Here is a 24,788-nt window from a genome sequence, read left to right as displayed (position 1 = left end):
GTCCTCATTCCCAGGTCTCCGTCATCAACCGGCGGAAGTTGCCGTGCAGGATCTTCTCGATGCGCGACGCACGATACCCCTTCGCCGCCAGCAGGCGCGCGAGCTGCTGATATTGGTCGGGACCGCACAGGTCGGGCAGGAACAGCCCCACGTCCGCCGTCTCGCCCGGCGCGCCAATGCCCAGGCTGCGGCGCAGCGCGACCTCGTCCTCCAGATGCTTTCGATACGCCGCCAGGTCGTCGTAATGCGTGCTGCCGCCGTCCGTGCCCAGGCCGACGTGGTCCTCGCCGCAGACATCGATCGCGTGCGCCAGATGCGCGAAGAGATCCTCCGCATGCGGTTGACCGCTCAACCGCAGGTAAGGCATGAAGTACAGCCCGACCACGCCGCCGCGCTCGGCGAGCAGCCGCAGCTCCGAATCGCTCTTGTTGCGCGGATGATCGGCGATCGCGCGACAGCCGGTATGCGTGATCGCGACCGGACGCTTCGCCAGACGAAGCGTGTCCAGGCAGGTGCGCTCACTGCTGTGGCTCAGGTCGACCAGCACGCGCCGCTGCTGCAGCCGCTCGACGACCTCGGCGCCGAAGGCGCTCAGGCCCTCGTCGTCCGGCACCGTCGCGCCGCAGCCGACCGCGTTGCGGCCGTTGTAGGTCAGCTGGATCACCCGCACGCCCCGGTCCGCGAAGTGGTCCACGGCCGACGCGTCGGTGCCCAGCATCTCGGTGTTCTGGAAGCCGTAGATGACGCCGATGCGCCCCTCACGGCGCGCGACGGCGAGGTCCTCGCCCGACCTCACCTTCAACAGCTGCGGATGCGCGTCGATGAAGGCGTCCCAGCCGGCGATGTCGCGCTCCGTCGCGGCGCGCGGATCGTCGCTGCCGGCGACATGGCCCAGCGTCACGTTGACCGCATACAGCCCCGAAGCGAGCGCATCAGCCAGCGAGCGCTCATCGACGTCCTGCGCGCTGCTGGCGTAGGCCATGGCCTGACGATCGCCGGGATCCGACTGCAGATGCCGGTTTGGGTTGTCCAGGACACCGAGCGCGTTCAGGACGGGCAGCAACGAGGGCTTCATGCGTGCGTGGACACCAGGGTGTTTGAGGGATGATCGCGGCTCGCACCGCGGTCGCCGGAATTCCGGCCGGAACCGCGCGATGAGATCGAAGAGAAACTCTAGAAGATTATTCTAAACATGCCCACGAAGACCGCCAGGGCCGTCGCGAGGACCGAGCAAGTATTGAAGGCCGCCTACCCGGAGGACCGGGCCGAGACCAAGCGGCTGATCCTGGCGCAGGCCCTGTCGGCGTTCAACGCGCGGGGCATCGAGGCCACGACCATCGACGACCTGCGCGCGGCCAGCGGCCAGAGCGTGGGGACGATCTACCACCACTTCAAGAACAAGGAAGGCGTGGTCGCGGCGCTGCTGTTCGCGGCGGTCGACGACCAGAGCCGCGCGATCGCGGCGCAGACCGAGGGGTTGGAGGACAGCCATGCGGTGGTCGACGCCCTGATCACGGCTTATGTCGGCTGGATCACCGAGGCGCCGGATCTGGCGCGCTTCTATTTCATTGCGCGGGAGGTGGTCGCGGGCGGTCCGTTCGGGGACGACCTGCGCGCGCGGATCGCCGCGCGGTATGCCCCCATCGACGCCTGCTTCGCGCGCGACGTGAAGTACGGGCGCGTGATGCCGCTGCCGGAGGAACTGATCCCGGCGCTCGTGCTGGGCGCGGCGGAGTGGTACAGCCGCTCGTGGCTGGCCGGACGCCGGCTGGCGAGCCCCGCGGATCGCGCGGCGGTGCTGGCCGAGGCCGCCTGGCGGTCGATCGCGCGGCAAATCTGAAGAACGCCCGGCTGACTGCGTGCGGCCGCTGGCCCTCACCCCTGCCCTCTCCCGCAAGCGGGAGAGGGAGTGCGGTCGGTTCGACTCGCGGCACCGGCGACTCTTGCCCCCTCTCCCGCTTGCGGGAGAGGGAGTGCGATCGGTTCGACTCGCGGCACCGGCGACTCTTGCCCCCTCTCCCGCTTGCGGGAGAGGGTTGGGGTGAGGGCCAGCGGCGGTGGCAGTCAGCCCAACCTGGGCGGGGTCAGGTCTTGAGCGTCCGCAGCGCTTCCAGGAACCGTCCCGCCGCGATGTCCGCCGGCCACGGCTCCCACGGCGTGCCGCCGTACGCGGCGTGAAGCGGATCCGCGTCCAGCACCGGTTGCGTGATACCGAGCACTTCGCGCACCTCGCGCTCGGACCAGCCCGTGCACCGCACGGCCTCGGTCGCGGCGGCGATGCTGTCGGCGCGCTTGTGCGTCGCGTAGGTGTCGGGGGTCCATGCCGGCAGCCGGTAACGGACGGCGATGGCGGCCATCAGCCGATCGCCGACGATCCGGAACGGCTCACCCAGCGCGCGCTTGAGCGGCGAGATGCAGTCGAAGCCGAGGAAGCCTTCCTCCGCGTCGTGCAGGAGCTCGGCGCGTTGGAGCGCGGTTGAGAGCGGTTCGCCGGCCTCCTCCGCCCATCCACGGCGAAGCGCGAGCACCAGCAGCGAATGCTGGGCGACCGACAACGGCCACGGCCAGATGGACTCGCCGCCCCAGCGGTAGGTGCGCGCCAGGCGCAGCGCGAGGTCCTCGTCGGTCCAGGCGTCGGGGGACGGATTGATCAGGTCGAGTGCCGCCCCGGAGGGCAGTCGGATCCAGGCACGGGGGCTGTCGGTCATGGATCGACTGTAGCGAGCGCCGGGACGCGCCCTGTCAGCAGGGCGCAGTCCGAGGACACGCTCAGTCCATCTGCTCGCGCAGCGTCTTGGCCTTGGCGCGGTAGAACTTCGCCGAAGCGGCATTGCCCGCCTGCTCGAAGCGGTCCGCGGCGGCCGACGCGGCCTTGGCCGCTTCCTCGAAGGCCTGGACAGTCACCTGGCGGTCATCGGACGCGACGAGCTTGCCCTGCGCGAAGCGGCCGGCCATGAAGCCCTGGTCGGGGATGTCGACGACACCCAGCGCCAGTTCGCCCTTGGCGACGCGGCCGAGGAACATGCGTTTCACGGCGGAGCCCTGCTGCTCCTTGAGCACGCCCAGGCCGTCGGCCTGGTTGGGCTGGCCGGCGGCGCAGGGACCGTCCCAGCGCGCCGATCCCGCCGCCCAGCCGTCGGGCAGCGTGGTCACGTTGCAGGCCGCCAGCGCGGGCTGGAAGGCGGCGATCATGATCAGGCCGCTCAGGGCCAGCACGCGGAAGACGGCAATCGGTTGAAGTCTCATGGCGTCGGAGTATCGACGGCGGCCCGCGCGCCGACCAGCTCGCAGAAGCGCGCCATGTCGACGTTGCCGCCGCTGATCACGATGCCGACGCGCTGGCCTTTCAACTGGTCCTTCATCGCCTTCGCCGCGGCGAAGCCGAGGCAGCCGGTCGGCTCCACCAGCATCTTCATGCGCGACGCGAAGAACCCCATCGCGTCGACCAGCTCCGCGTCGCTGGCGGTGAGGACGTCGTCGACATGCTGGCGGATCAGCGCGAAGGTGATGTCGCCGAGGTGCGGTGTCTGCGCGCCGTCGGCGATGGTGCGCGGCGTATCGATGGTGACGATGGTGCCGCTGCGGAAGGACTGCTGGCCGTCGTTGCCGGCCTCCGGTTCGACCCCGTACAGCTTCGCCTTCGGCGACAGCGCGCGGGTCGACAGGGCCGTGCCCGACAGCAGCCCGCCGCCGCCCAGCGGCGCGAACACGGCGTCGAGCGCGCCCACCTCGTCGAACAGCTCCTTCGCGGCGGTGCCCTGCCCCGTCAGCACGTCGGGATGGTCGAAGGGCGGGATCAGGGTCAGGCCGTGCTTCTCGGCGAGGTCGCGGCCGATCTGCTGGCGGTCCTCGGTGTAGCGGTCGTAGAGGACGACCTGGCCGCCGTAGCCGCGCGTGGCGGCGATCTTCGCCGCGGGGGCGTCCTGGGGCATGACGATGGTGGCCGGCATGCCCAGGAGGCGCGCCGACAGCGCGATCGCCTGCGCATGGTTGCCCGACGAGAACGCGACCACGCCGAAGCGGCGCTGCTCCGGCGTGAAGCGCGACAGCGCATTGAACCCGCCGCGGAACTTGAAGGCGCCCATGCGCTGGAAGTTCTCGCACTTGAAGAAGACCTGCGCGCCGAACAGCTCGTCGACGGTGCGCGAGGTCAGCACCGGCGTGCGATGCGCGTGGCCGTCGATGCGGCGGGCGGCGGCCTCGACGTCGTCGTAGGTCGGAAGGGCCACGGGCGTGGCGGCGGAAGGGGACGTGACGCTCATCTCGACTCCTGGACAAAGGGCCGCTGCATCATGCCGCAGCGCTGTATCGCAACAGTGTCGGGCCGGCCATTCAGGCCTGCCGGACGCTTCAGGCCTGCCAGACGCCGTAACCCGCCTCGCGCAGGCCGATCGCGAGTTCGACCTCCATCTCCCGCGCGGCCTCGTAGGGCATGGGGTTGTAGACCTCGTACAGCTGCGGCAGCAGGCGCAGGCCGTAGTCGAAGACGTAGCGATTGGACTGGATGCCGGCCTTGTGCTTGTCGAAGCGCAGGTCGGGATCGAGGCCCGTCATGCCGACGTAGACGAAGGGCATGCCGAGGCGGTAGTCCGGATTCGCCTTGCGGAAGCGCGGCTCGTTCCAGACCTGGTCGGCGAGCTCGACGACGTAGACGTAGTGGTGGTGGCGCTTCTCGCGCGGTGCCTTTGCCGCGGGCTTCGAAGCGGCCGTCGCGCTGGCTTTCGGCGCCGGCTTCTTCGTGGCTCTGGCAGCAGGCTTTGCGACGGTCTGCTTCGACGCCGCGACAATGTCCTTCTTCTTCCGCTGCCCGCCCTCGCCTGCCATGCCGCTGTCCCCTTACCTCGATACTGCCCCGGTGCTCGCCGAGCGCGTCTTCGTCCATGAATCCGCGCAGGTGATCGGCGACGTCACCCTCGGTCCCGACAGCTCGGTCTGGTGCAACACCGTGCTGCGGGGCGACGTGAACCGCATTGTGATCGGCGCCGGCACCAACGTGCAGGACCTGACGATGGGGCACGTCTCGCACAAGAATCCGAAGAAGCCGGAAGGCTCGCCGCTGATCATCGGCGACCACGTGACGGTCGGCCATTCCGTCATCCTGCACGGCTGCCGCATCGGCAACGAGTGCCTCATCGGCATGGGCAGCATCGTCATGGACGACGTCGTCATCGAGGACCGCGTCATGCTGGGCGCCGGCAGCCTGGTGTCGCCGGGCAAGGTGCTCAAGAGCGGCCACCTCTACATCGGCCGGCCCGCGATGCCCGTGCGCGAACTCACCGCCGACGAGATCGCCTACCTGAAGTATTCCGCCGAGCATTACATCCGGGTGAAGGACAACTATCTGCGAGGCTGAGCGGTAGAGCGGTTTCTCATGGACCAGTCCAGCCTCTTCGACGATCTCGATCCGCCCGCCGACGCGTTGCCCGAAGGCATGACGTATCGCTCGGGCTTCCTGACGTCGGACGAGGAACTCGCGTTGATCGCACTGATCCGCTCGCTGCCGCTGGAGGCTGCGCAGTACAAGGAGTACACCGCGCGACGCCGCGTCGTGAGCTATGGCGGCAGCTTCGACTACGACGCCAACCGCCTGCGCCCGACGCAGGCGCTCATCGAGGAACTGCAGCCGCTGCGACGTCGCGTCGCGGAGTGGGCGGGCGTTGCACCGGAGGCGCTCGTGCACGCGCTGGTGGCCGAGTACTCGCCCGGCACGCCGCTGGGTTGGCATCGGGACGTGCCTGACTTCGAAGAGATCTTCGGCGTGTCGCTCGGCGCGGCGGCGACGCTGCGCTTCCGGCCCTACCCGTCCGATGCGCCCAAGCGCAGCGACGTCATCAAGGTGAGCGTCGAGCCGCGGTCGATCTACGCGTTGCGCGGTCCGTCGCGCTGGGCGTGGCAACACAGCGTCGCACCGCTGGAGCGCCTGCGCTGGTCGGTCACGTTCCGCACCGCGCGGCGAGACCGATGACGACGGCCGTCCGCGCGATGAAGCCGATCATCCGCTGATCGCACGACGAGATTTCCGGTCTTCTCGGCGAGCTTGACCACGCTCGCACCGCGCCACTACGATGGCGACCGCTCCGCAGTCCTCACGACCGCACCGAGCCGTAAGCGTTTACGTCAGCCAACGCGCAACCCCACTGGCATTCCGACGCCCTTCGCGTCATGCCGGCTTGCGCACAGGCATACCATGACCACGCATTCCACGACGGTTCGTTCCACGCTCAACCATCTGAGCTTCCCCTCCCACGACGTCCCCGCCACCGCTGCGTTCTTCGAGCATTTCCTCGGCTTCGCCGTGCTCGCGATGGGCCGCAGCCGTGTTGTGAAGAAGGACGCCCTCGACATCGTCATCGAGGACGCCCGCGATCGCGACATCAACTGGCCCGGCAACTTCCACATCGGCGTCGAGGTGTCGACGATGGCCGACCTCCAGCGCATCCACGCCGACATGATCGGCGCGGGCGTGCCGATGGAGACCGAGCTCATCTCGCACGCACGAGGCTCGCGCTTCTTCTGCTGGATGCCTGGGAAGCTGATGCTCGAAGTCAACACCCGCGAGGACGCGGCACCGGAGTTCCGCAGGACCTTCGCGAGCCAGCAGGCTGAAGCGCAAAGACTGAAGTCGACGATCGATCGCTGACGACTGAAGTCGACGTCCCGAGCCGGCGGCCTCAAGCCGCCGGCTTGGCCTTCTTCGGCTTCGCGGCTGCGTCGTTCAGCGCCGCGGCTGCCTGGAACAGCGCCTTCAACGCCGCCTCGTCGATCTTCTCGCCCTTGCGGATGTCGATCGCGCGGCGCGCGTTGCCGTCCAGGCTCGAGTTGAAGAGCTTGCCCGGATCCGCCAGCTTCGCGCCCTTGGCGAAGGTCATCTTCACGACGTCCTTGTAGGTCTCGCCGGTGCAGATCTGGCCGTTGCGCTCGAACACCGGCGTGCCGCGCCACTTCCACGTCTCCTCGACACCCGGCACCGCCTGCTTCATGAGCTTGCGCAGCCGCGCGAGCATCTCGCCGCGCCAATCGCCGAGCTCCTCGATGCGGGCATCGATCATCTTGGAAGCGTTCACGCCGGGGACGTTGTCGTCGCTGGGCGCGGCGCTTCGGAAGGTGCTCTTGACGGCCGGCTTGACCGTCTTCTTCGCCACGTACGTCGCGGCGTGCTTGGCGGAGGTCTTCGCGGCGCCGGTCGAGGGCTTCTTCTTCGGATCGGTGGTGCTGGGCATGCGGGTCTCCGGGGTCAGTTCTTGAGCTGCTGGATACGGATCATGTTCCCCGCCGGGTCGCGCACACCGAAGTCACGCACGCCGTAGGGCTGGTCGGTGGGCTCCTGCACGATCTCGGCGTCCCGCGACTGCAGGCGCTGGAAGGTCTCGTCCAGGTCCTTCGCGCCCAGCAGCAGCATCGCGTAGGTGCCCTTGGCCATCATCTCGGCGATGGTGCGCTTCTCCTCGTCGGTGAGGCCCGGCGTGGCGTTGGGCGGGAACAGCACGATGGACGTGTCCGGCCTGCCCTTGGGCCCGATCGTGATCCAGCGGTTGCCGCCGAAGGCCGCGTCCTTGCGGATCTCGAAGTCCAGTCCGTCGCGGTAGAAGGCCAGCGATTCTTCGGCGTCCGTGTGCGGCAGGAAGGTCGAGTGGATGGTGATGTCCATGTCTGTCTCCAGATGAGTGATTCCAGGTGTTGTCAGAGGGCTTGGCGGCCGTCGCCGCCAGGGTCCGGACCCTTGGAACGCAGTCTAGGGGGACGATTTCTCCGGCGCTTCTCGATTCCTGATCGGACGCGTCACCTGCTTGGCGACGCAGGACGGCAGGCCCTCCGCCTCGGCCGCGGAGTCGCGGCGGTAGACGCTGGGCGGCACGCCGACCAGCTCGGCGAAGCGCGTGCTGAAGGTACCCAGCGAGGAGCACCCGACCTCGAAGCAGACCTCGGTGACGCTCAGATCGCCGCGCCGCAGCAACGCCATCGCCCGTTCGATGCGGCGCGTCATCAGATAGGCGTAGACGGACTCGCCGTAAGCGAGCCGGAACTGCCGGCTCAGATGACCGGCAGACATGCCGATGCCCTGCGCAAGCGCGTCCACGTCCAGCGGCTGGGCGTACTCGCGGTCGATGCGGTCGCGCACGCGCCGCAGGCGCGCGAGATCGCGCAGCCGCGTGCCGGGGATGTCGGGGATGGCGGGAGTGGCCGGAGTTTCTGGGGAACTCATCCGGACATCCTATCCGCCGGTTCCGACTCTCCAGGCCCTCGAAGACCGCCCGCGATAATGCTGGATAACCCGCAGAAGAGTCATCGCATGGAAATCAAGGTCAACTTTCTCGACAAGCTCCGCCTGGAAGCCAAGTTCGATGATTTCACGGTCATCGCCGACCAGCCCATCCGCTACAAGGGCGACGGCTCGGCGCCCGGTCCGTTCGACTATTTCCTGGCCTCCTCGGCCCTGTGCGCGGCCTACTTCGTCAAGCTGTACTGCGTCACCCGCGACATCCCGACCGAGAACATCCGCCTCTCCCAGAACAACATCGTCGACCCGGAGAACCGCTACCAGCAGATCTTCAAGATCCAGGTCGAGCTGCCCGCGGACATTTCCGAGAAGGACCGCCTGGGCATCCTGCGCTCCATCGACCGCTGCACCGTCAAGAAGGTGGTGCAGGCCGGGCCGGAGTTCGTGATCGAGGAGGTCGAGAACCTCGACGCCGACGCGCAGGCCCTGTTGACGCTGAATCCGGACTCGGACGCGGCGACCTACATCCCCGGCAAGGACCTGCCGCTGGAGCAGACCATCGCCAACATGACGGCGATCCTGGCCAATCTGGGCATCAAGATCGAGATCGCCTCCTGGCGCAACCTGGTGCCCAACGTGTGGTCGCTGCACATCCGCGACGCGCATTCGCCGATGTGCTTCACCAACGGCAAGGGCGCCACCAAGGAAAGCGCCCTGGCCTCGGCCCTGGGCGAATACATCGAGCGCCTGAACAACAACCACTTCTACGCCGGCGTGTTCTGGGGCGAGGACATCGCCGACGCGCCCTTCGTGCATTACCCCGACGAGCGCTGGTTCCAGCCCGGCCCGGACGATGCGCTGCCCGAAGGCCTGCTCGACGAGCGCTGCCTCGCCTGGTACGACCCCGACGGCGAGCTGCGCGCCTCGCACCTGATCGACACCAACTCCGGCAACGTGGCGCGCGGCATCTGCGCGCTGCCGTATGTGCGGCGCTCCGACGGCGAGACGGTCTATTTCCCGTCCAACCTCGTCGAGAACCTGTACGTCAGCAACGGCATGAGCGCCGGCAACACCCTGGCCGAGGCGCAGGTGCAATGCCTGTCCGAGATCTTCGAGCGCGCCGTCAAGCGCGAGATCCTGGAAGGCGAGATCGCTCTGCCCGACGTGCCGCAGGCCGTGCTCGACAAGTACCCCGGCATCGTCGCCGGCATCCGCAGCCTGGAGGAGCAAGGCTTCCCGGTGCTGGTGAAGGACGCGTCGCTGGGCGGCGTCTATCCGGTGATGTGCGTGACGCTGATGAACCCGAAGACCGGCGGCGTGTTCGCCTCCTTCGGCGCGCATCCCAGCCTGCAGGTCGCGCTGGAGCGCAGCCTGACGGAGCTGCTGCAGGGCCGCAGCTTCGAAGGGCTGAACGACCTGCCCCGCCCCACCTTCGCCAGCAACGCCGTCACCGAGCCCAACAACTTCGTCGAGCATTTCATCGACTCCAGCGGCATCGTGTCGTGGCGCTTCTTCAGCGCCAAGGCCGACCACGAGTTCGTCGAATGGGACTTCTCCGGCCAGGGCGCCGACTCCAACGCCGAGGAGGCCGCCACGCTGTTCGGCATCCTCGAGGACATGGGCAAGGAGTCCTACATGGCCGTGTACGACCAGTTGGGCGCGACGGCCTGCCGCATCCTGGTGCCGGACTACTCGGAGATCTATCCGGTCGAGGACCTGATCTGGGACAACACCAACCAGGCCTTGGCGTTCCGCGCCGACATCCTCAACCTGCATCGGCTGGACGATGAGCAGCTGGCGGCGCTGCTGGAGCGCCTCGAAGACAGCGAGCTCGACGACTACACCGACATCGCCACGCTCATCGGCATCGACTTCGACGAGAACACGGTGTGGGGTCAGCTGACGCTCCAGGAACTGAAGCTGCTGATCCATCTCGCGCTGGGGCAGCTCGAAGAGGCGCAGGAGCTGGTCGGCGCCTTCCTGCAATACAACGAGAACACCGTCGAGCGCGGCCTGTTCTATCAGGCCGTGAACGTGGTGCTGGAAGTGCTGCTGGACGACGAGCTGGAGCTGGACGACTACGTCGCCAACTTCCGCCGCATGTTCGGCAACGAGCGCATGGACGCCGTGCTCGGGTCGGCGGACGGCAGCGTGCGCTTCCACGGGCTGACGCCGACCAGCATGAAGCTGGAGGGGCTCGACCGGCATCACCGCCTGATCGACAGCTACCGCAAGCTGCACGTGGCGCGTGCCGCGGCGGCGGCCCGCAAGGGCCAGGCGGGCTGACACGCAGCGTCCATCCCGGGGATCCATGCCGGGTTTTCCCTGAACGATCCTAGGGGGTTCCTCCCCCGGATGCGTACAAGGCACTCCGACGGTGCGCTTCCTAGACTGGGTCCGCCCTGTCGCATCTCGCGGCATGGGCGCCTCATCAAGGGAGACACCATGACTCAGAGAGCTTCGCTGCGGACCGCCCTGCGGGCCGCCGCCCTGTGCGTCGCCTTCGCCACCTTCGCCGCGGGCAGCGCCTCGGCGCAGATCGGCCCGGATCCCACGTCCGCCAGCCTCAACGCCACCGCGGGGTCGTTCGCGGTCTCGACCAGCAACGTGACGCTCGCTCGCGGCTTCGGCGGCGGCACCATCTACTACCCCACCACCGCCGGCCGCTACGGGGTCGTGGCCATCAGTCCCGGCTTCACCGCCACCGAATCCAGCATCGCGTGGCTGGGACGCCGGCTGGCGACGCACGGCCTGGTGGTGATCACGATGAACACCAACTCGACGCTGGACCAGCCCGCCAGCCGCGCCACGCAGCTGATGGCGGCGTTGAACTACGTGGTCAACAGTGCCAGCAGCACGGTGCGCAGCCGTGTCGACAGTACCCGGCTGGCGGTGGCCGGGCATTCGATGGGCGGCGGGGGCGCGCTGATCGCCGCCGAGGACAACCCGACGCTCAAGGCCGCGCTGCCGCTGACGCCGTGGAACCTCAGTACCAGCTTCACGCAGGTGCGGGTGCCGACGCTCATCGTCGGCGCGGACGGCGACACGGTGGCGTCGGTCGCCGCGCACGCGCGGCCCTTCTACGCGAGCCTGCCGGCCTCGACCTTCAAGGCCTATGCGGAACTCAACGGCGCCACCCACTTCACACCCAACAGCACCAACACGCCGATCGGCCGTTACGGCGTGACCTGGATGAAGCGCTTCGTGGATGCGGACACGCGGTACTCGCCGTTCCTGTGCGGCGCGGCGCACACGGCCTACGCCACCGCGCTGGTCTTCGACCGCTACAACCAGAACTGCCCGTACTGAGCCCGACGGAGGACGCCATGTCGCACCCATCCGATCGTCACCGGGGCCGGCGCGTCGCGCTGGTCCTCGCCGCCGGCGTGGGCGCCGTGGCGCTCCTCGGCTGGCTGGCCGCCGGGGCTCATGCGCCGGCGGCCGTTGAAGACCTGAAGACGGCCTTCCCGTGGTCGCGAGCGGCCGGGGCGTCCGCGCCGGTCGACGCGCAGACCGCGAACGCGAACGGGCTGCCTCCGTTCGACGGAAGCGTCAGCGCGCTGTCACTCGATCAGAGGTCGGCGTCGGTATCTGTGTCGGCTTCGGCTTCGGCTTCGGCGTCGGCTTCGGGGGCAGGTCTTGCCGCACCGGCGCAACGTGTCTTCCGCACCGACGCCAAGGGGCGACTGGTCGTCGACCAACCGATGCGGCTGCGCGCCGAGGCGCTGCTGGCGCTCAACGAAGGCGCGGCGCTGACCGCGCGCGTGGACGCCGAGCTGGCCGAACTGCCGGCGCCGGCCGCCGCGCGGGCGCGCGAACTGGTCGCGCAGTTCGAGGCCTACCAGACCGCGCAGGCGGCCGCCTTCCCGCCGGGCCAGGCGCCGCTGGTGCCGGAGGAGGGACTCGCGCAACTGCAGACGATGCAGGCGCTACGCGCGGCCCACTTCGGCGCGGAAGCGGCCCGGGAGATGTTCGCGCAGGACGACGCGGTCGCGCGTCGCATCCTGGAGCTGATGCGCGAAGACACGTCCACCGCGCGCAGCATGGAGGAGAAGGCGATGCGCGCGCAGCTCCGCTATGACCAGGAGCGCGGCGCGGTCCAGCCTTGACGCGATGGCGCTGCCGGTCGCAGCATGTCCTCATGACGTCTGGCAACTTCGTCGGCCCTCGTCTGGGCCTGTTGGGGGACAGCTTCATCTATGCGAGCGGCGCGGTGCGCTCGCGCGTGCGGCGCCACTCGGTCACGCTGGCCTGCGCGCTGACGCCGCAGCCGCTGCGCGTCAGCGTCGGCGGACAGCACTGGTCGGGCCGTCTGGTGGCGGTGCGCCCGTTCTCGACCCGCGCCATCGACTCCGGCGGGCAACCCGCCGTGCTGATCGACCTGGAGCCCACGCACCCACGCTACAACACCTTCAGCCGCTCCGCGGACCGCGCGCCCGTACGCGTGCTGGATGAGCAGCACTTCGCCGGCCTGCTCGACTGCGCGTCCGCCTTCGCGTACCAGGCGCTGAGCGGCCGGCGGCTGCAGGCCTCGGTGCAGATGCTCGTGGGCAGCGTGGCCGACAGCGTCGCGCCGCATCGACCGCTGGATCCGCGCGTGCTGCAGATGATGGCGGGGCTCCGGCTCGATCCGGCGCAAGACCTGGCATCGCTGGGCGCGCCGGTGGGACTGTCCGCCGCGCAGGCTTCGCGGGGCTTCCTGAAATCGCTGGGCATCTCGGCGCGGCAGTACGCGCTGGCCGTGAAGATCCAGCGCGCGGCGATGTTCTTCGGCAGCGGACGAGCGCTGACCGCCATCGCGCAGGCGTCAGGGTTCACGGACTCCGCCCATCTGGCGAAGGTGTGGGTGCGCTGCTATGGCGAATGCCCTTCGCGCTACTTCGGGCAACTCCGCAGCGCACCGGAGGGCCACGTGGACCATGCCTGGCGGCAGCGGGTCAGCTTGATGGGCGCGATCGGCGGGTGACGTCGACGGTTACTTCGCCGCCGCCGGGAACGCCGGCAGCTTGCCGATGTCGCGCGGGTCGTGCTGGATGATGACCGTCGCCTTGAGGTTCTTCTCGATCTGCTTGACGCGCTGGATCGAGGCGAGCGTCTGCGCCCGGTCGTCGTTGAAGCTGGGCACGCCGTCGTGCTCGTAGTTCTCGTGGAAGTGGACGGAATCCCCGCTGAGGATCACCGGTCCCATCTCCTTGAGGCGGACCAGCAGGATGCTGTGGCCCGGCGTGTGGCCCGGCGCGCGCAGGACCATGACGGTGCCGTCGCCGAAGACATCCTTGTCCGCGGTCAGCGGGTCGACCTTGCGCTTCTCGGCGATCCACTCGGCGAAGCCCTTCGCGTTGGCGCCGGCCATCGGCGGCGTCGCGTTGATCGCGTCCCAGTCGGCCTTGCCGATCAGCAGCGTCGCGTTCTTGAAGAGGCTCACCTGACCGGTGTGGTCGGCGTGGAAGTGGCTGATGCCGACGAACTTGACGTCCGCCGGATCGACCTTGATCTGCTTGAGCAGATCTCCCAGCGGCTTGTTGGTCGCGTTGGGCACGGAACCCGGCAGGTAGCCGGTGTCCCAGACCATCACGTCCGAGCCGTGCCGGATGACGTAGCAGCTGAAGGTGAAGGGCTTGCTGGTCTCTGTGTAGGCGAAGGTGTCGCTGAAGCGCCGCGGGTCGTTGGTCCCGTTGCCGCAGTCGAGCCGCGTCAACGTGACCTCCTGGGCCGCCGCCGACAGGGAGAAAAGTGCGCCCGCGGTGAGCGCCAACCAGAAGCGTGTCTTCATGTCCGTCTCCTTGATCGCGCGGATGATAGCCATGAAGCGGTCTGGCGTGGGCCCGGCCCCTTACGAACGCGGAACGGCGTCGTCAGCCGTGCGCGACAGGGAGCGGGCACGGCCCGAGGTTCTTGAGGGACGTCGCCAGGGACCATCCCGTCGCTCCATCCCGCGTCTTGACCTGGACCGCGCCGGCATCGCACGTCCGGCGTCCGATCACGACCAGCTCCGATTCGACGACGAGCGTCCGAGGCACGGCGCCTGGATGGCCCGACGCCACGGCGGTCGCTTCCTGTTCAGTGCTGAAGACGGAGATGGCGTCCGCCCACTGGGTCTGGTCCTCTTCGGGCTGGACGGGTTGCAAAGCCTGGCAGGCGGTCAGACCGAGAACGACCGCGAGGGCCGTCGCGCCTCTGGCGGCGCCGAGCCGATGGGGGTGTCGAGGGGGGTGCTGCATGCCGGCAGGATAGCGCCGGCCGCAGGGTCGGTCGTTGCGGGATCGGTCGAATCGGTCGTCGGTGCCATCTCGCAACGCACCTCCAATCCCGGCCCCGGCACCCGCCGGTGCGCGCTCAGCCGCCAGCCGTGCGCCGCCGCGATTTCGGTGCAGATGGCCAGCCCCAGTCCCGCGCCCTGCTCCCGCCGGTCGGCGCCGCGCCAGAAGCGCTCGAAGATGCGCGGCAGGTCCTTCTCCGCCACGCCCCTGCCCTGGTCCGAGACGGAGAAACCGTCCGCGTCCGCCATCAGCGTGACCACGCTCTCCCGCGGGCTGTGCTGGATCGCGTTCTCCAGCAGGTTCTTGAGCAATGTGAAGAGCGCGCCGCGATCCGCGCGCCAGGCCCGCAGTGAGGGGCTCAGGTGCAGGCCCAAGGTCACGTCGTGCCGCGCGGCCACGCGTTCCATGAAGTCGAAGACTTCCCGCAGCGCCGGCGTCGGATCGATCGCCTCGACGCGGTAGTTGCGCTGCTCGCTGGCCTCGGCCAGCAGCAGCAACTGCTGCACCTGGCGCGCCACGCGATCGACGTCATCCAGGATCTGCTCGCGCCAGGCGCCTGACTCCGCCTGCTCCACCTGCGCGCGGATCAGCGCCAGCGGCGTCTTCAGCTCATGCGCGGCATTCGACAGGAATTCCTGCTGCGTCTTGAATCCGCCCTGCAGCCGGTCCAGCGCCGCGTTGAAGGCCTCGACCAGCGGACGGAGTTCGCGCGGCTGGTCCGCCGCCGGCAGGCGTTCGGCCAAGGTTCTCGGCGAAATGCGACGCGCGGCGCCGGAAGCCGCGCGCACCGGCAGCAGCGCCTGCCGCAAGGCCACGTGGATCGTGATCATGAAGATCAGCACGAAGGTCGCGCCCAGCGCCGCCACGCCCTGCCGGAAGACGTCGAAGCCGATGGATTCGCGCATCTGCAGCACGATGCGATCGGTGACGGCGAACTGCACGTACCACCGCTTCCCCGCACGATCGAAGGGAACGGTCGCCGCATGCATGGCGATGCCCTGCCGCTGGAAGGCGAACGACTGCCGCCGGGGTTCAAAGCCCTTTCCCGCCGGCGCGATCGTGGCGAGCACGCCGTCCGTGGCATAGGCGACACGCCCCTCGCCGTCCGCCACGCGGAGCATCACCTCGTTGCGCAGACTGTCGAACAGCCAGGGCTCGATCGCCCTCGCCTCGATGCCGACCGGTCGCCCCTGGGCGTCGAACTCCAGGTGCTCCGCCAGCGATTTGCCGTTGCCTTCGATCTGGTGCCGCAGCACCCAGCGCGAGAAAGGCTCCCACAACACCATGGAGGCGAGTCCGACCACGACCGCGCTCAGCACCATGCTGGCCGCCAGCACGGCCAGCACGCGGTTGCGCAGGCTATTCGGCCACCGCATCTTGAAGCGCATACCCGTGGTTCCTGAGATTGACGATGCGCAGCTCCGATCCGAGCGAGCTCAGCTTCTTGCGCAGCCGGTGCAACGCGACGTCGAGCGCGTTGGGCGTCACCGCCTCCGACAGGCCCCAGGCCGCTGCCTCCAGCGCCGCGCGACGCACCGTACGCCCCTGCTGCTGCACCAGCGCGATGGCGATCTGCAGCTCCGCCGGCGCCAGCGCCACGGACACCTCGCCGCGGACCAGCAGGGCTTCCTCGATCACGACCTCGATGTCGCCGAAGACCGCGCGCGGCGGTCGCACCGCGACGGAGCGGCGCATCAGCGCCCGCACGCGCGCCACGAGCTCCTCCATCGGAAAGGGCTTGGCGAGGTAGTCGTCGGCGCCCGACTCGAGGCCGTCGATGCGGTCGTGCAGCGCGTCGCGCGCCGTGAGCATCAGGCAGGGGGTGCCTTGGTGCGCGGCGCGCAGGCGCTTGACCAGGGACAGGCCATCGCCGTCCGGCAGCCCGCGGTCGATGACCAGCGCGGCATACCCGACGTCACGATGCGCGACCCAGGCGGCCTCCATCGCATGGAAGACGTCGGTCGGAATGCCGGCGGCCTGCAGCGCCTGACGGATCAGGTCGGCCAGCCGGACGTGATCCTCGACCAGGGCAATTCGGTTCATGGGCAGCGGGGGCGGAAATGCGGATGTTAAAGGCGCATCCTCCACCGCCCCGACTTACCCGTGGCTTACCGGGCGCGCCCGCCGGCCGCGGTCGAACGGGTGGAACGGGCCGCGACGGATCGCAACCCCTGGCGCCTCAGTCCGCCTCGCAGGCCACGGGCTCGTGGTACTGCACCACCGCCACGCCGTCGCGGATCGCCTGCTCATAGACGCCCAGCATGCCCAGCGCCTCGCGCAGGTCGTCGCGGATCGCACCGGAGGCCACGACCGCTTCGTCGTCGTTGCACAGCGCGCCTTCTTCCTCGTCGTCGCGCTTGAGGCGGCAGACCAGCTCGGCGATGACGGCCGCGCGCTCGATGCGCTCGCGCAGCGTCTTCATCGCCAGCCCCACCGTGATGTCGCGCCGCGGCACGAAGTACTCGACACCGCCCGCCGCGAAGCGGCTCAGCGACGGGTACATGCGCGACTGGTAGAGGAAAGCTTCGAATTCCTCGCCGTTCAGGCGCAGCAGCGGGCGGAGCTCCAGCAGACGGCGCTGCATGAAGAGCGTCCTCGCGCGGCGCGGGGCCGGCGCGGAAGGCCCACCGGCCGTGGACATCCGCGGCGGCGCGGACGGCTCGCTGCCGCCGGCGACCGAGGCAGCGGCACCACGGGCGTCATCGGTATCCAGCGCGCGCGCGGCGAGCTCGGCACCGGGATCGTCGTCGAGCTCGTCGTCGAGGCTGGGGTGGAAGCGCGCCGGACCGCGGAAGCGGGCTGCAGCCGCGGAAGCGACAACAGAAGCGACGGCAGAGGCGGCAGAGGAGCCGGACGCACCGGCATGAGAGAAGGACATCGGGGACATGGACAACTCCAGTCAGATCGGATCAATTCATAAACATCACCTTCGTCGGGATGACATGGACCGCGCCTGACGACGCGGGAGAGGGATCTTGCTCGCGCCGCCGACAAGACCTGGCACGAAAAGATCAATGAAATCGATTCAATGAAATCGTCGGCATCGCCGCCACACGGGTTCTCGCAGGCGGACTGACTTGACTCGGTAGGCGAATCGTCAGCTCCCACTCGGATGAGTGGGCGCGCGTCCCGTCAGGGGAATCTCACGACCGCCTCGAACCCCGGTTGCGCGTTGCGCAGCTCCAGTCGACTGCCGTGCGCCTCGGCGACGAGACGGCACAGCGAGAGGCCCAAACCCACACCGCCCTCGCTGCGGGCCCGCGCCTCGTCCGGCCGGAAGAACGGCTGGCCGAGCTGCGACAGCACCTCCGGCGACACGCCCGGTCCGTGATCCCGCACCGAGAGCTTCGCGCCGCCGCCGTTACCGTCGCGCTCGACGGACACCATCACCGGACCGACGTCCGGATCGTTGTGCCGCAGCGCGTTGTGCACCAGGTTCCTCAGCAGCAGTTGCACCCGCATGCGGTCGAGCTTCAGCACCGGCAGGTCGCGGTCGATGCGCAGCGCCACGCCGGGCTGGTCGTGCTCCCGAGCCAGCGCGCCCAGATCGCAGTCGGCCACCTGCAGTGCCCGGTGGCCGCTGCCCAGGCGCTCGCTCTCCAGCAGCGCCGAGATCAGCTCCCGCATCTGCGCGAGCTCGTCCAGCAGCGCCTCCTTCGACGCGCCCTCGTCGACCAGCTCCGCATGCAGCCGCGCGCGCGTCAGCGGGCTTCTCAACTCGTGGCTGATCGCCAGCAGCAGCGCGCGCTTGCCGTCGAGCATCGCCTGGATGTCCTCGGCCATCTGGTTGAAGCGGTGCACGAGGTCGCCGATCTCGTCGCGGTGGTAGATCGGGACGCGATGGTCGAGGTCACCCCGCCCGAAAGCCTCCGCGCCGGCCGCCAGCTCGCGCAGCGGTCCCACCAGATGGCGGATGCCGCCGTAGGCAAGACCCGTCACCAGCAACAGCAGCGGCACCGCCCACAGCAGGCCGTACTCGACCTGCATCGAGGCCCACAGGATGCAGAAACCGACGCAGGCCAGCACGACGAAGATCGCGGTCAGCCGCGCGCCCAGCGAGTGCTTGAACTGCGCGTGGTGCCGGTGCCAGCGCTGGTGCCAGCGGTTGCGCGCCCGCATGTGCCAGCGCCAGCCGCGCTCGCGCGGGAACGGGATGCCTCCGGCCTCCATCTCCGCCCAGCGGCGCATCTTCTCCAGCTTGTGCATCCGGCGCATCTGCCGCGCGCGACGCCGCCATTCCTCGCGGTGCGCGTGGCGCTGGCGCGGATCGTTCCAGTGGTCGTAGGGGTGGCGCGGATCGCTCATGCGCCCTCCTCCGCCGCAGGCAGCGCAAAGCAGTAGCCCGCATTGCGCAGCGTCTTGAGCGCCTCCAGCGGTTCGAGCTTGCGGCGCATCCGGCTCACCAGGATGTCCACCGCCCGCGTGTAGAGGTCGGCCTCCTGGCCGCGCAGCCGGTTCAGGATCTCGTCGCGCGAGAACACCCGGCCGGGCTCGCGGGCCAGCATCAGGAGCAGTTCATATTCGGTGCTGGTCAGCTCGACGGGCCCCGCCGCCGCCGCCGCCGTCACTGTCATTGACACGACACGGCGCACGGTGTCGATCTCCAGGCCCGCGAAGCGCAGCAGCGTCGCCGGCACGGCCGCGGCCGGCGCCAGCCGCGTGCGCCGCAGGATGGTCTGCAGCCGCGCCGCGAGCTCGCGCGGTTCGAAAGGCTTGGCCAGGTAGTCGTCCGCGCCCAGCTCCAGGCCGACCACGCGGTCGGTCAGGTCGCCGCGCGCGGTCAGCATCAGGATCGGGATCTCGCGCCACGGCTCGGTCCCGCCGCGCACGCGCTTGCAGAATGCGAACCCGTCCATCTCCGGCAGCATGCCGTCCAGGATCAGGGCGTCGAAGCGCTCCTCGGCCAGGCGCGCGAGCGCGGCGCTGGGCCGCGTCACCGCGCTCAGCTCGAAATCGAAGCGCGCCAGGTAGCTCGCCAGCGGCGCGGCCAGCGCCTCGTCGTCGTCAATCAGCAGCAATCGATGCATCGTGACGTCCATTGTGGCTGTGCCGGACCAGCGTGATCGCCCGTTCGGGACAGGCCTTGACGCAGTGGCCGCAGGCGCGGCACACGTCGGCGTTCGGCGTGAAGGCCTGCTGCCAGCCGTGCGCGTAGCCGCGCAGCTTGCCGAACAGGTTCAGCTCCTTGCGCCGTTCCACCGGCAGCGTGCCGACCGAGAAGACACCGTACGGGCAGACCTCGACACAGTCGCCCTTGCCTTCGCAGCGGTTGCGGTCGATGACCGGGCGCAGCAGCCCTGGAGGCTGCCGGCAGTCGCGGCTGTCCATCAGCGGCTCCGGCCGTCGGTGCCGGCGGTGCCATCGCGGTCCGGGCGAACATCACCACGGCCACGGCGACCCCGCCCGTCACGATCCTCGCCGTCCCGACCAGCCCGGCGGCGCAGCCGGCGCAGCAGGAAGCGCAGCATCTGCTGCTGGTCGAAGTCCAGGGCGTCGAAGAAGTCGCCGAAGGCGGCCACCAGCGCCGGACCGGTCGCCCGCAGCGCCTCGATCTGGCCGTCGAAGAGTTCCTGCGCCTCTTCGCGCCGGAAGTTGTCGCTGTCGACGAGCCGGGCGACCTCGGGACCGCGCGCCAATGCCTTGACCGCGCGTCGCGCCGTCGCAAGCTGGACGATCAGCCGCTCCAGCAGGTCGAACTGGCTGTCGCTCAGGTCCAGAAAGGCGACGGCCCGGGCTTGCAGCCTCTCGCCGCGACCGGCGTGGTGGGCATCGGATCCCAGGCCCCCGCCGAAGCCGTCCCACCCATGACCGCCGTGGTGACCATGGCGACCGTGGTGGCCGTGGCCGCCGTGTCCGCGTCCATGTCCATGCCGCCGGCCATGGTCATGCCCCCAGCCGCGCCCCCAGCCGTGGGCGCCTCCAAGACCGCCCCACCCCCAGGGGAAACCGCCGAAACCACCGAAGCGGTACCAGGGGCCGGTGACGGGCAGCGGGCCGTAGAAGCCATCGTCACACACAGGGCCGACAGGACCGAAGCGACCATCGTGGCCGAAGTGAGCGTGCTGACGTTCATGGTGGTGGCTCCAGCGTCGAAACAGATGCATGTTGCAATTCCTCGGTAAAGCCCGGGTGTCCGGGCGGTGAATCCATGTCGCCATGATTCCCATGCCCCCTCGCCAGGGCATCTCACCGCGGTATCGCTGTTTTTCGTTTTGTATCGCCGTTGCCCTGTCCGAGGGAATGCCTCCAAGGGGGGAAACGGGCGAAACGCGGCGGCTACAGCGGCCTCTGCTGACACGACGCGTCAGGGGGTCGGGTTTCGACATCCCCCTTCCGGTCGGGACGCTCCCCTCTCTTCCCCTCTCTTTGTCCCTCTCCCGCCCTCTCTGGGGTGTCCCCCGTCTCCGGGCGCCCGGACAGGGCATCACCGGGTCCCGCCGTCCTACAATCGTCGGCTCACCTTGTCCCTCGCCCAGATGACACCGCTTCACGGCGGCGCCCCCCATGACCGAACTCGCCAAGTCCTTCGAACCCGCCTCTCTTGAAGCCCATTGGGGCCCGTTGTGGGAGTCCAAGGGCCTCTACGAGCCGACGCTCGATCCGGCCAAGCCATCGTTCAGCATCCAGCTGCCCCCGCCGAACGTGACGGGCACGCTGCACATGGGCCACGCGTTCAACCAGACCATCATGGACTCGTTGACGCGCTACCACCGCATGCGCGGCCACAACACGCTGTGGGTGCCCGGCACCGACCATGCCGGCATCGCCACGCAGATCGTCGTGGAGCGCCAGCTGCAGGGCCAGGGTCAGAGCCGCCACGACCTGGGCCGCAAGAACTTCGTCGCCCGCGTCTGGGAATGGAAGCAGCAATCCGGCTCCACCATCACCCAGCAGATGCGCCGCATGGGCGACTCGGTGTCCTGGGGCCATGAGTACTTCACGATGGACGAGAAGCTCTCGCCCGTCGTCGTCGACACCTTCGTCAAGCTCTTCGACGAGGGCCTGATCTACCGCGGCAAGCGGCTGGTGAGCTGGGATCCGATCCTGAAGTCCGCCGTCTCCGACCTCGAGGTCGAGAGCGAGGAGGAAGACGGCTCGCTGTGGCACATCCGCTATCCGATGGCCGAGGGCGAGGAGACGCTGGTCGTCGCGACCACCCGTCCCGAGACCATGCTGGGCGACACCGCCGTCATGGTCCACCCCGAGGACGAGCGCTACCGGCACCTGATCGGCAAGCAGGTGAAGCTGCCCATCACCGGCCGACTGGTGCCCGTGATCGCCGACGATTACGTGGACAAGGAATTCGGCACCGGCGTCGTCAAGGTCACGCCGGCGCACGACACCAACGACTACCAGGTCGGCCAGCGCCACAAGCTGCCGATGCTGACGATCTTCACGCTGGACGCGACCGTCGTGGACACGATGGACGAGATCCCGGCCGAGTACCGCGGCCTGGACCGCTTCGCCGCGCGCAAGCTGATCGTCAAGGCGCTGGAGGACCAGGGCCTGCTGGTCGAGGTCAAGAAGCACAAGCTGATGGTGCCGCGCTGCACCCGCACCGGCCAGATCATCGAGCCGATGCTGACCGACCAGTGGTTCGTCGCCACCAGCAAGCCCGGCCGCGACGGCAAGTCCATCGCGCAGAAGGCGATCGACGTCGTCGCCAGCGGCGAGGTGAAGTTCGTCCCCGAGAACTGGGTCAACACCTACAACCAGTGGATGAACAACATCCAGGACTGGTGCATCTCGCGCCAGCTCTGGTGGGGCCACCAGATCCCCGCCTGGTACGGCAGCAACGGCGAGATCTTCGTCGCCCATGACGAGGCCGAAGCCCAGGCGAAGGCCGCCGCGGCCGGCTACACCGGCGCGCTCAAGCGCGACGAGGACGTGCTGGACACCTGGTACTCGTCGGCGCTGGTGCCCTTCTCGACGCTGGGCTGGCCGGCCAAGACGCTGGAGCAGGACCTCTTCCTGCCGTCGTCGGTGCTGGTGACCGGCTACGACATCATCTTCTTCTGGGTCGCCCGGATGATCATGATGACGACGCACTTCACCGGCCGGGTGCCCTTCAAGCACGTCTACATCCACGGCCTGGTGCTGGACGCGCAGGGCAAGAAGATGAGCAAGTCCGAGGGCAACGTGCTCGACCCGGTCGATCTGATCGACGGCATCGAGCTGGCCCCGCTGCTGGACAAGCGCACCCAGGGCCTGCGCAAGCCCGAGACCGCGCCCAAGGTCCGCAAGGCCACGGAGAAGGAATTCCCCGAAGGCATTCCCGGCTACGGCGCCGACGCGCTGCGCTTCACCTTCGCCGCGATGGCGACGCTGGGCCGCAGCGTCAACTTCGACAGCAAGCGCTGCGAGGGCTACCGGAACTTCTGCAACAAGCTGTGGAACGCCACGCGCTTCGTGCTGATGAACACGCAAGGCCAGGACTGCGGCCTGGTGGAGCACACGAAGGAGCAATGCGCCCCCGGCGGCAGCGCCCACGGCTACCTGCAGTTCTCGCAGGCCGACCGCTGGATCGTCAGCGAGCTGCAGAAGGTCGAACAGGCCGTCGCGCAGGGCTTCGCGGACTACCGCCTGGACCAGGTCGCCAACGCGATCTATTCCTTCGTGTGGGACGAGTACTGCGACTGGTACCTGGAGCTGGCCAAGGTGCAGCTGCAGACCGCGCAGGCCGACCAGAACGGTAGCAACGAGGCCGCGCAGCGCGCCACGCGCCGCACGCTGATCCGCGTGCTGGAAACCATCCTGCGCCTGCTGCACCCGATCGCGCCCTTCATCACCGAGGAACTCTGGCAGACGGTCGCCCCGATCGCAGGCCGCAAGGCCACCGACTACCTGGTGACGGCCGCCTATCCGGTCGCCCAGCCGGAGCGCATCGACCCGCAGGCCGTCGCCTGGGTCGAGCAGTTGAAGTCCGTGGTCGGCACCTGCCGCAGCCTGCGGGGCGAGATGGGCCTGAGCCCGTCCGACCGCGTGCCGCTGCTGGCCGGCGGCGACCTGTCCTTCCTGCGTGAAGCAGCGCCCGCGCTGAAGGTGCTCGCCAAGCTGCAGAGCGTCGAGTTGATCGAGGACGAAGCCGCGTTCAACGCGCAGAGCGCGATGTCGCCGGTGCTGGTGCACGGTGCCGCGCGCCTGGCGCTGAAGGTGGAGATCGACGTCGAGGCCGAGCGCGCGCGCATCGCCAAGGAGATCGCACGTCTGGAAGGCGAAGTGGCCAAGGCCACCGCCAAGCTGGGCAATGAGAGCTTCGTGGCGCGTGCGCCGGCGGCCGTCGTGGAGCAGGAACGTCAGCGCATCGCCGACTTCAGCGCCACCGTGGTTCGGCTAAAAGATCAGGCAGCGCGCCTGGGTGGGTCGGCCTGAACTCAGGCTGGACGGCGGGCGTGGCCAGGATCTCCGAGATCCGCCGCGCCACGCTCCACGCGGCGCGCATTCTGGACTCGCGCGTCGTCGCCGCGATCCGCGGCGTGACCTGCAATCCCGGCACGCCGTGCAGCGGACGTCCGGCCTCCATCAGGCCGGGCTCCATCAGATCGAGCCAGGCCGCCAGCAGACGGCCCGCTTGCAAGGCATCCGCCAGCGCCTGTTCGTCGAACAGCGCCGAGTGCGAGGTCGACACCATCACCTGCGACGGCTTGCAGAAGTTCAGGACGCGCTCGCCGATCAGGCCGCGGTAACGCGGGAAGTAGGCCAGCTGCACGCTGACCGCATCGGCGGCCTGCATCAGCTCACGCAGTCCGTAGGGCTCGATGCCCCACTGCCCCCACAACGGATCGGCGTGGTGCAGGCTGGGGTCGTAACCGATCACGCGCGCACCAAACGCCGGCAGCAGCGTCGCCAACTGGCGCGCGGACGGCGTCAGGCCGACGAGGCCGACCGTGGCGCATCCGAGTTCACGTCCGACCCAGTTTCCATCCGCCCCCTGCACCGGCACGCGGCGCAGCAGCGCCAGCAACGCGCCGATGACGAACTCGGCTTCCGCCGACGCGGCCGCGGTCGGCGCACGCACCACCTCGATGTTGGCGGCCCGGCAGGCTTCGAGGTCGATGTTCTCTGCACCGGCCCCGATACGGCCGACGGCCCTCAAACGGGGGGCCCGACGAACCATCTCCGCATCCAGCGCGATCGAGGCGGGCAAGAAAATTGCCTGGGCCTGCGCAACATGCTCTCTCAAGGTCAGCGGCGCCTCCGCCAGGTCGGGTGCGGCCTGGATGACGTGGCGCTCCGCCAGCCATTCCAGGACGTCAGCCTCCAGCGGTTCCAGGACTAGCACTGCCATGAGTGGTTTGGAGAGGTTTGTT

At 68.9% G+C, this 24,788-nt stretch carries 25 protein-coding genes and 1 pseudogene; 9 read left to right on the top strand and 17 right to left on the bottom strand.

Features of this window, described 5'->3' with window-relative positions; translation table 11 throughout:
• Window positions 1-4 precede the first annotated feature (4 nt).
• The gene (locus tag ACQZ13_RS12365; RefSeq protein ID WP_431052309.1) at window positions 5-1,075 is read right to left on the bottom strand and encodes a dipeptidase; all 1,071 of its coding nucleotides are present in this window, start codon (window positions 1,073-1,075) and stop codon (window positions 5-7) included.
• Window positions 1,076-1,192: 117 nt separating this feature from the next.
• Here ACQZ13_RS12365 and ACQZ13_RS12360 point away from each other — a divergent pair, with 117 nt between their 5' ends.
• Complete coding sequence (locus tag ACQZ13_RS12360; protein WP_431052307.1) at window positions 1,193-1,840, top strand: TetR/AcrR family transcriptional regulator; 648 nt, start codon at window positions 1,193-1,195, stop codon at window positions 1,838-1,840.
• Between the two features lie 244 nt (window positions 1,841-2,084).
• Here ACQZ13_RS12360 and ACQZ13_RS12355 read toward each other — a convergent pair whose 3' ends face one another.
• From ACQZ13_RS12355 to ACQZ13_RS12340, 4 genes and pseudogenes are all read right to left on the bottom strand, one after another.
• Window positions 2,085-2,708: a phosphohydrolase gene (locus tag ACQZ13_RS12355; protein ID WP_431052305.1), complete on the bottom strand. Its 624-nt coding sequence runs from the start codon at window positions 2,706-2,708 to the stop codon at window positions 2,085-2,087.
• Window positions 2,709-2,769: 61 nt separating this feature from the next.
• The gene (locus ACQZ13_RS12350) at window positions 2,770-3,246 is read right to left on the bottom strand and encodes a hypothetical protein (protein WP_431052303.1); all 477 of its coding nucleotides are present in this window, start codon (window positions 3,244-3,246) and stop codon (window positions 2,770-2,772) included.
• On the bottom strand, window positions 3,243-4,262 hold the full coding sequence (locus ACQZ13_RS12345) for a threo-3-hydroxy-L-aspartate ammonia-lyase (protein ID WP_431052301.1): 1,020 nt from the start codon (window positions 4,260-4,262) through the stop codon (window positions 3,243-3,245). The genes ACQZ13_RS12350 and ACQZ13_RS12345 overlap by 4 nt, the downstream gene beginning before the upstream one ends.
• 88 nt (window positions 4,263-4,350) lie before the next feature.
• Window positions 4,351-4,671, bottom strand: a pseudogene (locus ACQZ13_RS12340) (hypothetical protein); the annotation flags it as partial.
• A 151-nt stretch (window positions 4,672-4,822) separates the two neighbouring features.
• On the opposite strand from ACQZ13_RS12340, the gene ACQZ13_RS12335 reads away from it, so the two are divergent.
• The 3 genes from ACQZ13_RS12335 (at window position 4,823) to ACQZ13_RS12325 (ending at window position 6,640) form a co-directional block, all read left to right on the top strand.
• Window positions 4,823-5,353 carry a gamma carbonic anhydrase family protein gene (locus tag ACQZ13_RS12335; RefSeq protein WP_431052299.1) on the top strand — a complete coding sequence of 177 codons (531 nt, stop codon included), beginning with the start codon at window positions 4,823-4,825 and terminating at the stop codon, window positions 5,351-5,353.
• A gap of 18 nt (window positions 5,354-5,371) precedes the next feature.
• Window positions 5,372-5,965, top strand: coding sequence for an alpha-ketoglutarate-dependent dioxygenase AlkB (locus ACQZ13_RS12330; protein WP_431052297.1), 594 nt, complete (start codon window positions 5,372-5,374; stop codon window positions 5,963-5,965).
• A gap of 222 nt (window positions 5,966-6,187) precedes the next feature.
• The gene (locus tag ACQZ13_RS12325; protein ID WP_431052295.1) at window positions 6,188-6,640 is read left to right on the top strand and encodes a VOC family protein; all 453 of its coding nucleotides are present in this window, start codon (window positions 6,188-6,190) and stop codon (window positions 6,638-6,640) included.
• Window positions 6,641-6,671: 31 nt separating this feature from the next.
• Here the strand turns inward: ACQZ13_RS12325 and ACQZ13_RS12320 are convergent, their stop codons facing one another.
• From ACQZ13_RS12320 to ACQZ13_RS12310, 3 genes are all read right to left on the bottom strand, one after another.
• Entirely contained in the window at window positions 6,672-7,049 is a 378-nt protein-coding gene (locus ACQZ13_RS12320; RefSeq protein WP_431053208.1) for a DUF1801 domain-containing protein, read from the bottom strand.
• Between the two features lie 185 nt (window positions 7,050-7,234).
• A complete protein-coding gene (locus tag ACQZ13_RS12315) occupies window positions 7,235-7,648 on the bottom strand; it encodes a VOC family protein (RefSeq protein ID WP_431052293.1) in 414 nt (137 codons plus the stop codon).
• Window positions 7,649-7,732: 84 nt separating this feature from the next.
• Complete coding sequence (locus ACQZ13_RS12310; protein WP_431052291.1) at window positions 7,733-8,203, bottom strand: helix-turn-helix transcriptional regulator; 471 nt, start codon at window positions 8,201-8,203, stop codon at window positions 7,733-7,735.
• Window positions 8,204-8,290: 87 nt separating this feature from the next.
• On the opposite strand from ACQZ13_RS12310, the gene ACQZ13_RS12305 reads away from it, so the two are divergent.
• The 4 genes from ACQZ13_RS12305 (at window position 8,291) to ACQZ13_RS12290 (ending at window position 13,184) form a co-directional block, all read left to right on the top strand.
• Window positions 8,291-10,504: an OsmC domain/YcaO domain-containing protein gene (locus ACQZ13_RS12305; protein ID WP_431052289.1), complete on the top strand. Its 2,214-nt coding sequence runs from the start codon at window positions 8,291-8,293 to the stop codon at window positions 10,502-10,504.
• A gap of 159 nt (window positions 10,505-10,663) precedes the next feature.
• Window positions 10,664-11,527, top strand: coding sequence for an alpha/beta hydrolase family protein (locus ACQZ13_RS12300; RefSeq protein ID WP_431052287.1), 864 nt, complete (start codon window positions 10,664-10,666; stop codon window positions 11,525-11,527).
• A 17-nt stretch (window positions 11,528-11,544) separates the two neighbouring features.
• Window positions 11,545-12,327 carry a lipase secretion chaperone gene (locus ACQZ13_RS12295; RefSeq protein WP_431052285.1) on the top strand — a complete coding sequence of 261 codons (783 nt, stop codon included), beginning with the start codon at window positions 11,545-11,547 and terminating at the stop codon, window positions 12,325-12,327.
• Between the two features lie 32 nt (window positions 12,328-12,359).
• On the top strand, window positions 12,360-13,184 hold the full coding sequence (locus ACQZ13_RS12290) for a helix-turn-helix domain-containing protein (protein WP_431052283.1): 825 nt from the start codon (window positions 12,360-12,362) through the stop codon (window positions 13,182-13,184).
• Between the two features lie 9 nt (window positions 13,185-13,193).
• Here ACQZ13_RS12290 and ACQZ13_RS12285 read toward each other — a convergent pair whose 3' ends face one another.
• From ACQZ13_RS12285 to ACQZ13_RS12250, 8 genes are all read right to left on the bottom strand, one after another.
• On the bottom strand, window positions 13,194-13,991 hold the full coding sequence (locus tag ACQZ13_RS12285) for an N-acyl homoserine lactonase family protein (RefSeq protein ID WP_431052281.1): 798 nt from the start codon (window positions 13,989-13,991) through the stop codon (window positions 13,194-13,196).
• 369 nt (window positions 13,992-14,360) lie between these two features.
• Window positions 14,361-15,866 (bottom strand): sensor histidine kinase, encoded by a 1,506-nt coding sequence (locus ACQZ13_RS12280; RefSeq protein ID WP_431052279.1) that lies wholly within the window; start codon window positions 15,864-15,866, stop codon window positions 14,361-14,363.
• Window positions 15,838-16,521 carry a response regulator transcription factor gene (locus tag ACQZ13_RS12275; protein WP_431052277.1) on the bottom strand — a complete coding sequence of 228 codons (684 nt, stop codon included), beginning with the start codon at window positions 16,519-16,521 and terminating at the stop codon, window positions 15,838-15,840. Before ACQZ13_RS12275 ends, ACQZ13_RS12280 begins: the two co-directional genes overlap by 29 nt.
• Before the next feature lie 136 nt (window positions 16,522-16,657).
• Window positions 16,658-17,365, bottom strand: coding sequence for a hypothetical protein (locus tag ACQZ13_RS12270; RefSeq protein ID WP_431052275.1), 708 nt, complete (start codon window positions 17,363-17,365; stop codon window positions 16,658-16,660).
• Window positions 17,366-17,610: 245 nt separating this feature from the next.
• Window positions 17,611-18,783, bottom strand: coding sequence for a sensor histidine kinase (locus ACQZ13_RS12265; RefSeq protein ID WP_431052273.1), 1,173 nt, complete (start codon window positions 18,781-18,783; stop codon window positions 17,611-17,613).
• Window positions 18,780-19,505, bottom strand: a complete 726-nt coding sequence (locus ACQZ13_RS12260) for a response regulator transcription factor (RefSeq protein ID WP_431052271.1) — start codon at window positions 19,503-19,505, stop codon at window positions 18,780-18,782. Before ACQZ13_RS12260 ends, ACQZ13_RS12265 begins: the two co-directional genes overlap by 4 nt.
• A complete protein-coding gene (locus ACQZ13_RS12255; protein WP_088407048.1) occupies window positions 19,483-19,806 on the bottom strand; it encodes a 4Fe-4S binding protein in 324 nt (107 codons plus the stop codon). The genes ACQZ13_RS12260 and ACQZ13_RS12255 overlap by 23 nt, the downstream gene beginning before the upstream one ends.
• Window positions 19,806-20,582, bottom strand: a complete 777-nt coding sequence (locus tag ACQZ13_RS12250; protein WP_431052269.1) for a hypothetical protein — start codon at window positions 20,580-20,582, stop codon at window positions 19,806-19,808. Before ACQZ13_RS12250 ends, ACQZ13_RS12255 begins: the two co-directional genes overlap by 1 nt.
• 400 nt (window positions 20,583-20,982) lie before the next feature.
• Here ACQZ13_RS12250 and ACQZ13_RS12245 point away from each other — a divergent pair, with 400 nt between their 5' ends.
• Entirely contained in the window at window positions 20,983-23,850 is a 2,868-nt protein-coding gene (locus ACQZ13_RS12245) for a valine--tRNA ligase (RefSeq protein WP_431052267.1), read from the top strand.
• Here ACQZ13_RS12245 and ACQZ13_RS12240 read toward each other — a convergent pair.
• Entirely contained in the window at window positions 23,792-24,766 is a 975-nt protein-coding gene (locus tag ACQZ13_RS12240) for an NAD(P)-dependent oxidoreductase (RefSeq protein ID WP_431052265.1), read from the bottom strand. The genes ACQZ13_RS12245 and ACQZ13_RS12240 overlap by 59 nt on opposite strands.
• Window positions 24,767-24,788: the final 22 nt, after the last annotated feature.

This window comes from Roseateles sp. L2-2, from assembly GCF_050613215.1.
GTDB lineage: Bacteria > Pseudomonadota > Gammaproteobacteria > Burkholderiales > Burkholderiaceae_C > Roseateles > Roseateles noduli.
The sequence above is the reverse complement of the archived record's forward strand: the minus strand, read 5'-3'. Positions and strand labels throughout refer to the sequence as shown.

Bases quoted from the DNA above. Each gene is read 5' to 3' on its own strand.
- ACQZ13_RS12250 (WP_431052269.1), bottom strand. From the start codon at position 20,582: ATGCATCTGTTTCGACGCTGGAGCCACCACCATGAACGTCAGCACGCT.
- ACQZ13_RS12300 (WP_431052287.1), top strand. From the start codon at position 10,664: ATGACTCAGAGAGCTTCGCTGCGGACCGCCCTGCGGGCCGCCGCCCTG.
- ACQZ13_RS12245 (WP_431052267.1), top strand. From the start codon at position 20,983: ATGACCGAACTCGCCAAGTCCTTCGAACCCGCCTCTCTTGAAGCCCAT.
- ACQZ13_RS12310 (WP_431052291.1), bottom strand. From the start codon at position 8,203: ATGAGTTCCCCAGAAACTCCGGCCACTCCCGCCATCCCCGACATCCCC.
- ACQZ13_RS12270 (WP_431052275.1), bottom strand. From the start codon at position 17,365: ATGTCCCCGATGTCCTTCTCTCATGCCGGTGCGTCCGGCTCCTCTGCC.
- ACQZ13_RS12295 (WP_431052285.1), top strand. From the start codon at position 11,545: ATGTCGCACCCATCCGATCGTCACCGGGGCCGGCGCGTCGCGCTGGTC.
- ACQZ13_RS12275 (WP_431052277.1), bottom strand. From the start codon at position 16,521: ATGAACCGAATTGCCCTGGTCGAGGATCACGTCCGGCTGGCCGACCTG.
- ACQZ13_RS12325 (WP_431052295.1), top strand. From the start codon at position 6,188: ATGACCACGCATTCCACGACGGTTCGTTCCACGCTCAACCATCTGAGC.
- ACQZ13_RS12320 (WP_431053208.1), bottom strand. From the start codon at position 7,049: ATGATCGATGCCCGCATCGAGGAGCTCGGCGATTGGCGCGGCGAGATG.
- ACQZ13_RS12365 (WP_431052309.1), bottom strand. From the start codon at position 1,075: ATGAAGCCCTCGTTGCTGCCCGTCCTGAACGCGCTCGGTGTCCTGGAC.
- ACQZ13_RS12330 (WP_431052297.1), top strand. From the start codon at position 5,372: ATGGACCAGTCCAGCCTCTTCGACGATCTCGATCCGCCCGCCGACGCG.
- ACQZ13_RS12360 (WP_431052307.1), top strand. From the start codon at position 1,193: ATGCCCACGAAGACCGCCAGGGCCGTCGCGAGGACCGAGCAAGTATTG.
- ACQZ13_RS12285 (WP_431052281.1), bottom strand. From the start codon at position 13,991: ATGAAGACACGCTTCTGGTTGGCGCTCACCGCGGGCGCACTTTTCTCC.
- ACQZ13_RS12265 (WP_431052273.1), bottom strand. From the start codon at position 18,783: ATGAGCGATCCGCGCCACCCCTACGACCACTGGAACGATCCGCGCCAG.
- ACQZ13_RS12255 (WP_088407048.1), bottom strand. From the start codon at position 19,806: ATGGACAGCCGCGACTGCCGGCAGCCTCCAGGGCTGCTGCGCCCGGTC.
- ACQZ13_RS12345 (WP_431052301.1), bottom strand. From the start codon at position 4,262: ATGAGCGTCACGTCCCCTTCCGCCGCCACGCCCGTGGCCCTTCCGACC.
- ACQZ13_RS12305 (WP_431052289.1), top strand. From the start codon at position 8,291: ATGGAAATCAAGGTCAACTTTCTCGACAAGCTCCGCCTGGAAGCCAAG.
- ACQZ13_RS12355 (WP_431052305.1), bottom strand. From the start codon at position 2,708: ATGACCGACAGCCCCCGTGCCTGGATCCGACTGCCCTCCGGGGCGGCA.
- ACQZ13_RS12260 (WP_431052271.1), bottom strand. From the start codon at position 19,505: ATGCATCGATTGCTGCTGATTGACGACGACGAGGCGCTGGCCGCGCCG.
- ACQZ13_RS12290 (WP_431052283.1), top strand. From the start codon at position 12,360: ATGACGTCTGGCAACTTCGTCGGCCCTCGTCTGGGCCTGTTGGGGGAC.
- ACQZ13_RS12240 (WP_431052265.1), bottom strand. From the start codon at position 24,766: ATGGCAGTGCTAGTCCTGGAACCGCTGGAGGCTGACGTCCTGGAATGG.
- ACQZ13_RS12315 (WP_431052293.1), bottom strand. From the start codon at position 7,648: ATGGACATCACCATCCACTCGACCTTCCTGCCGCACACGGACGCCGAA.
- ACQZ13_RS12280 (WP_431052279.1), bottom strand. From the start codon at position 15,866: ATGCGCTTCAAGATGCGGTGGCCGAATAGCCTGCGCAACCGCGTGCTG.
- ACQZ13_RS12335 (WP_431052299.1), top strand. From the start codon at position 4,823: ATGCCGCTGTCCCCTTACCTCGATACTGCCCCGGTGCTCGCCGAGCGC.
- ACQZ13_RS12350 (WP_431052303.1), bottom strand. From the start codon at position 3,246: ATGAGACTTCAACCGATTGCCGTCTTCCGCGTGCTGGCCCTGAGCGGC.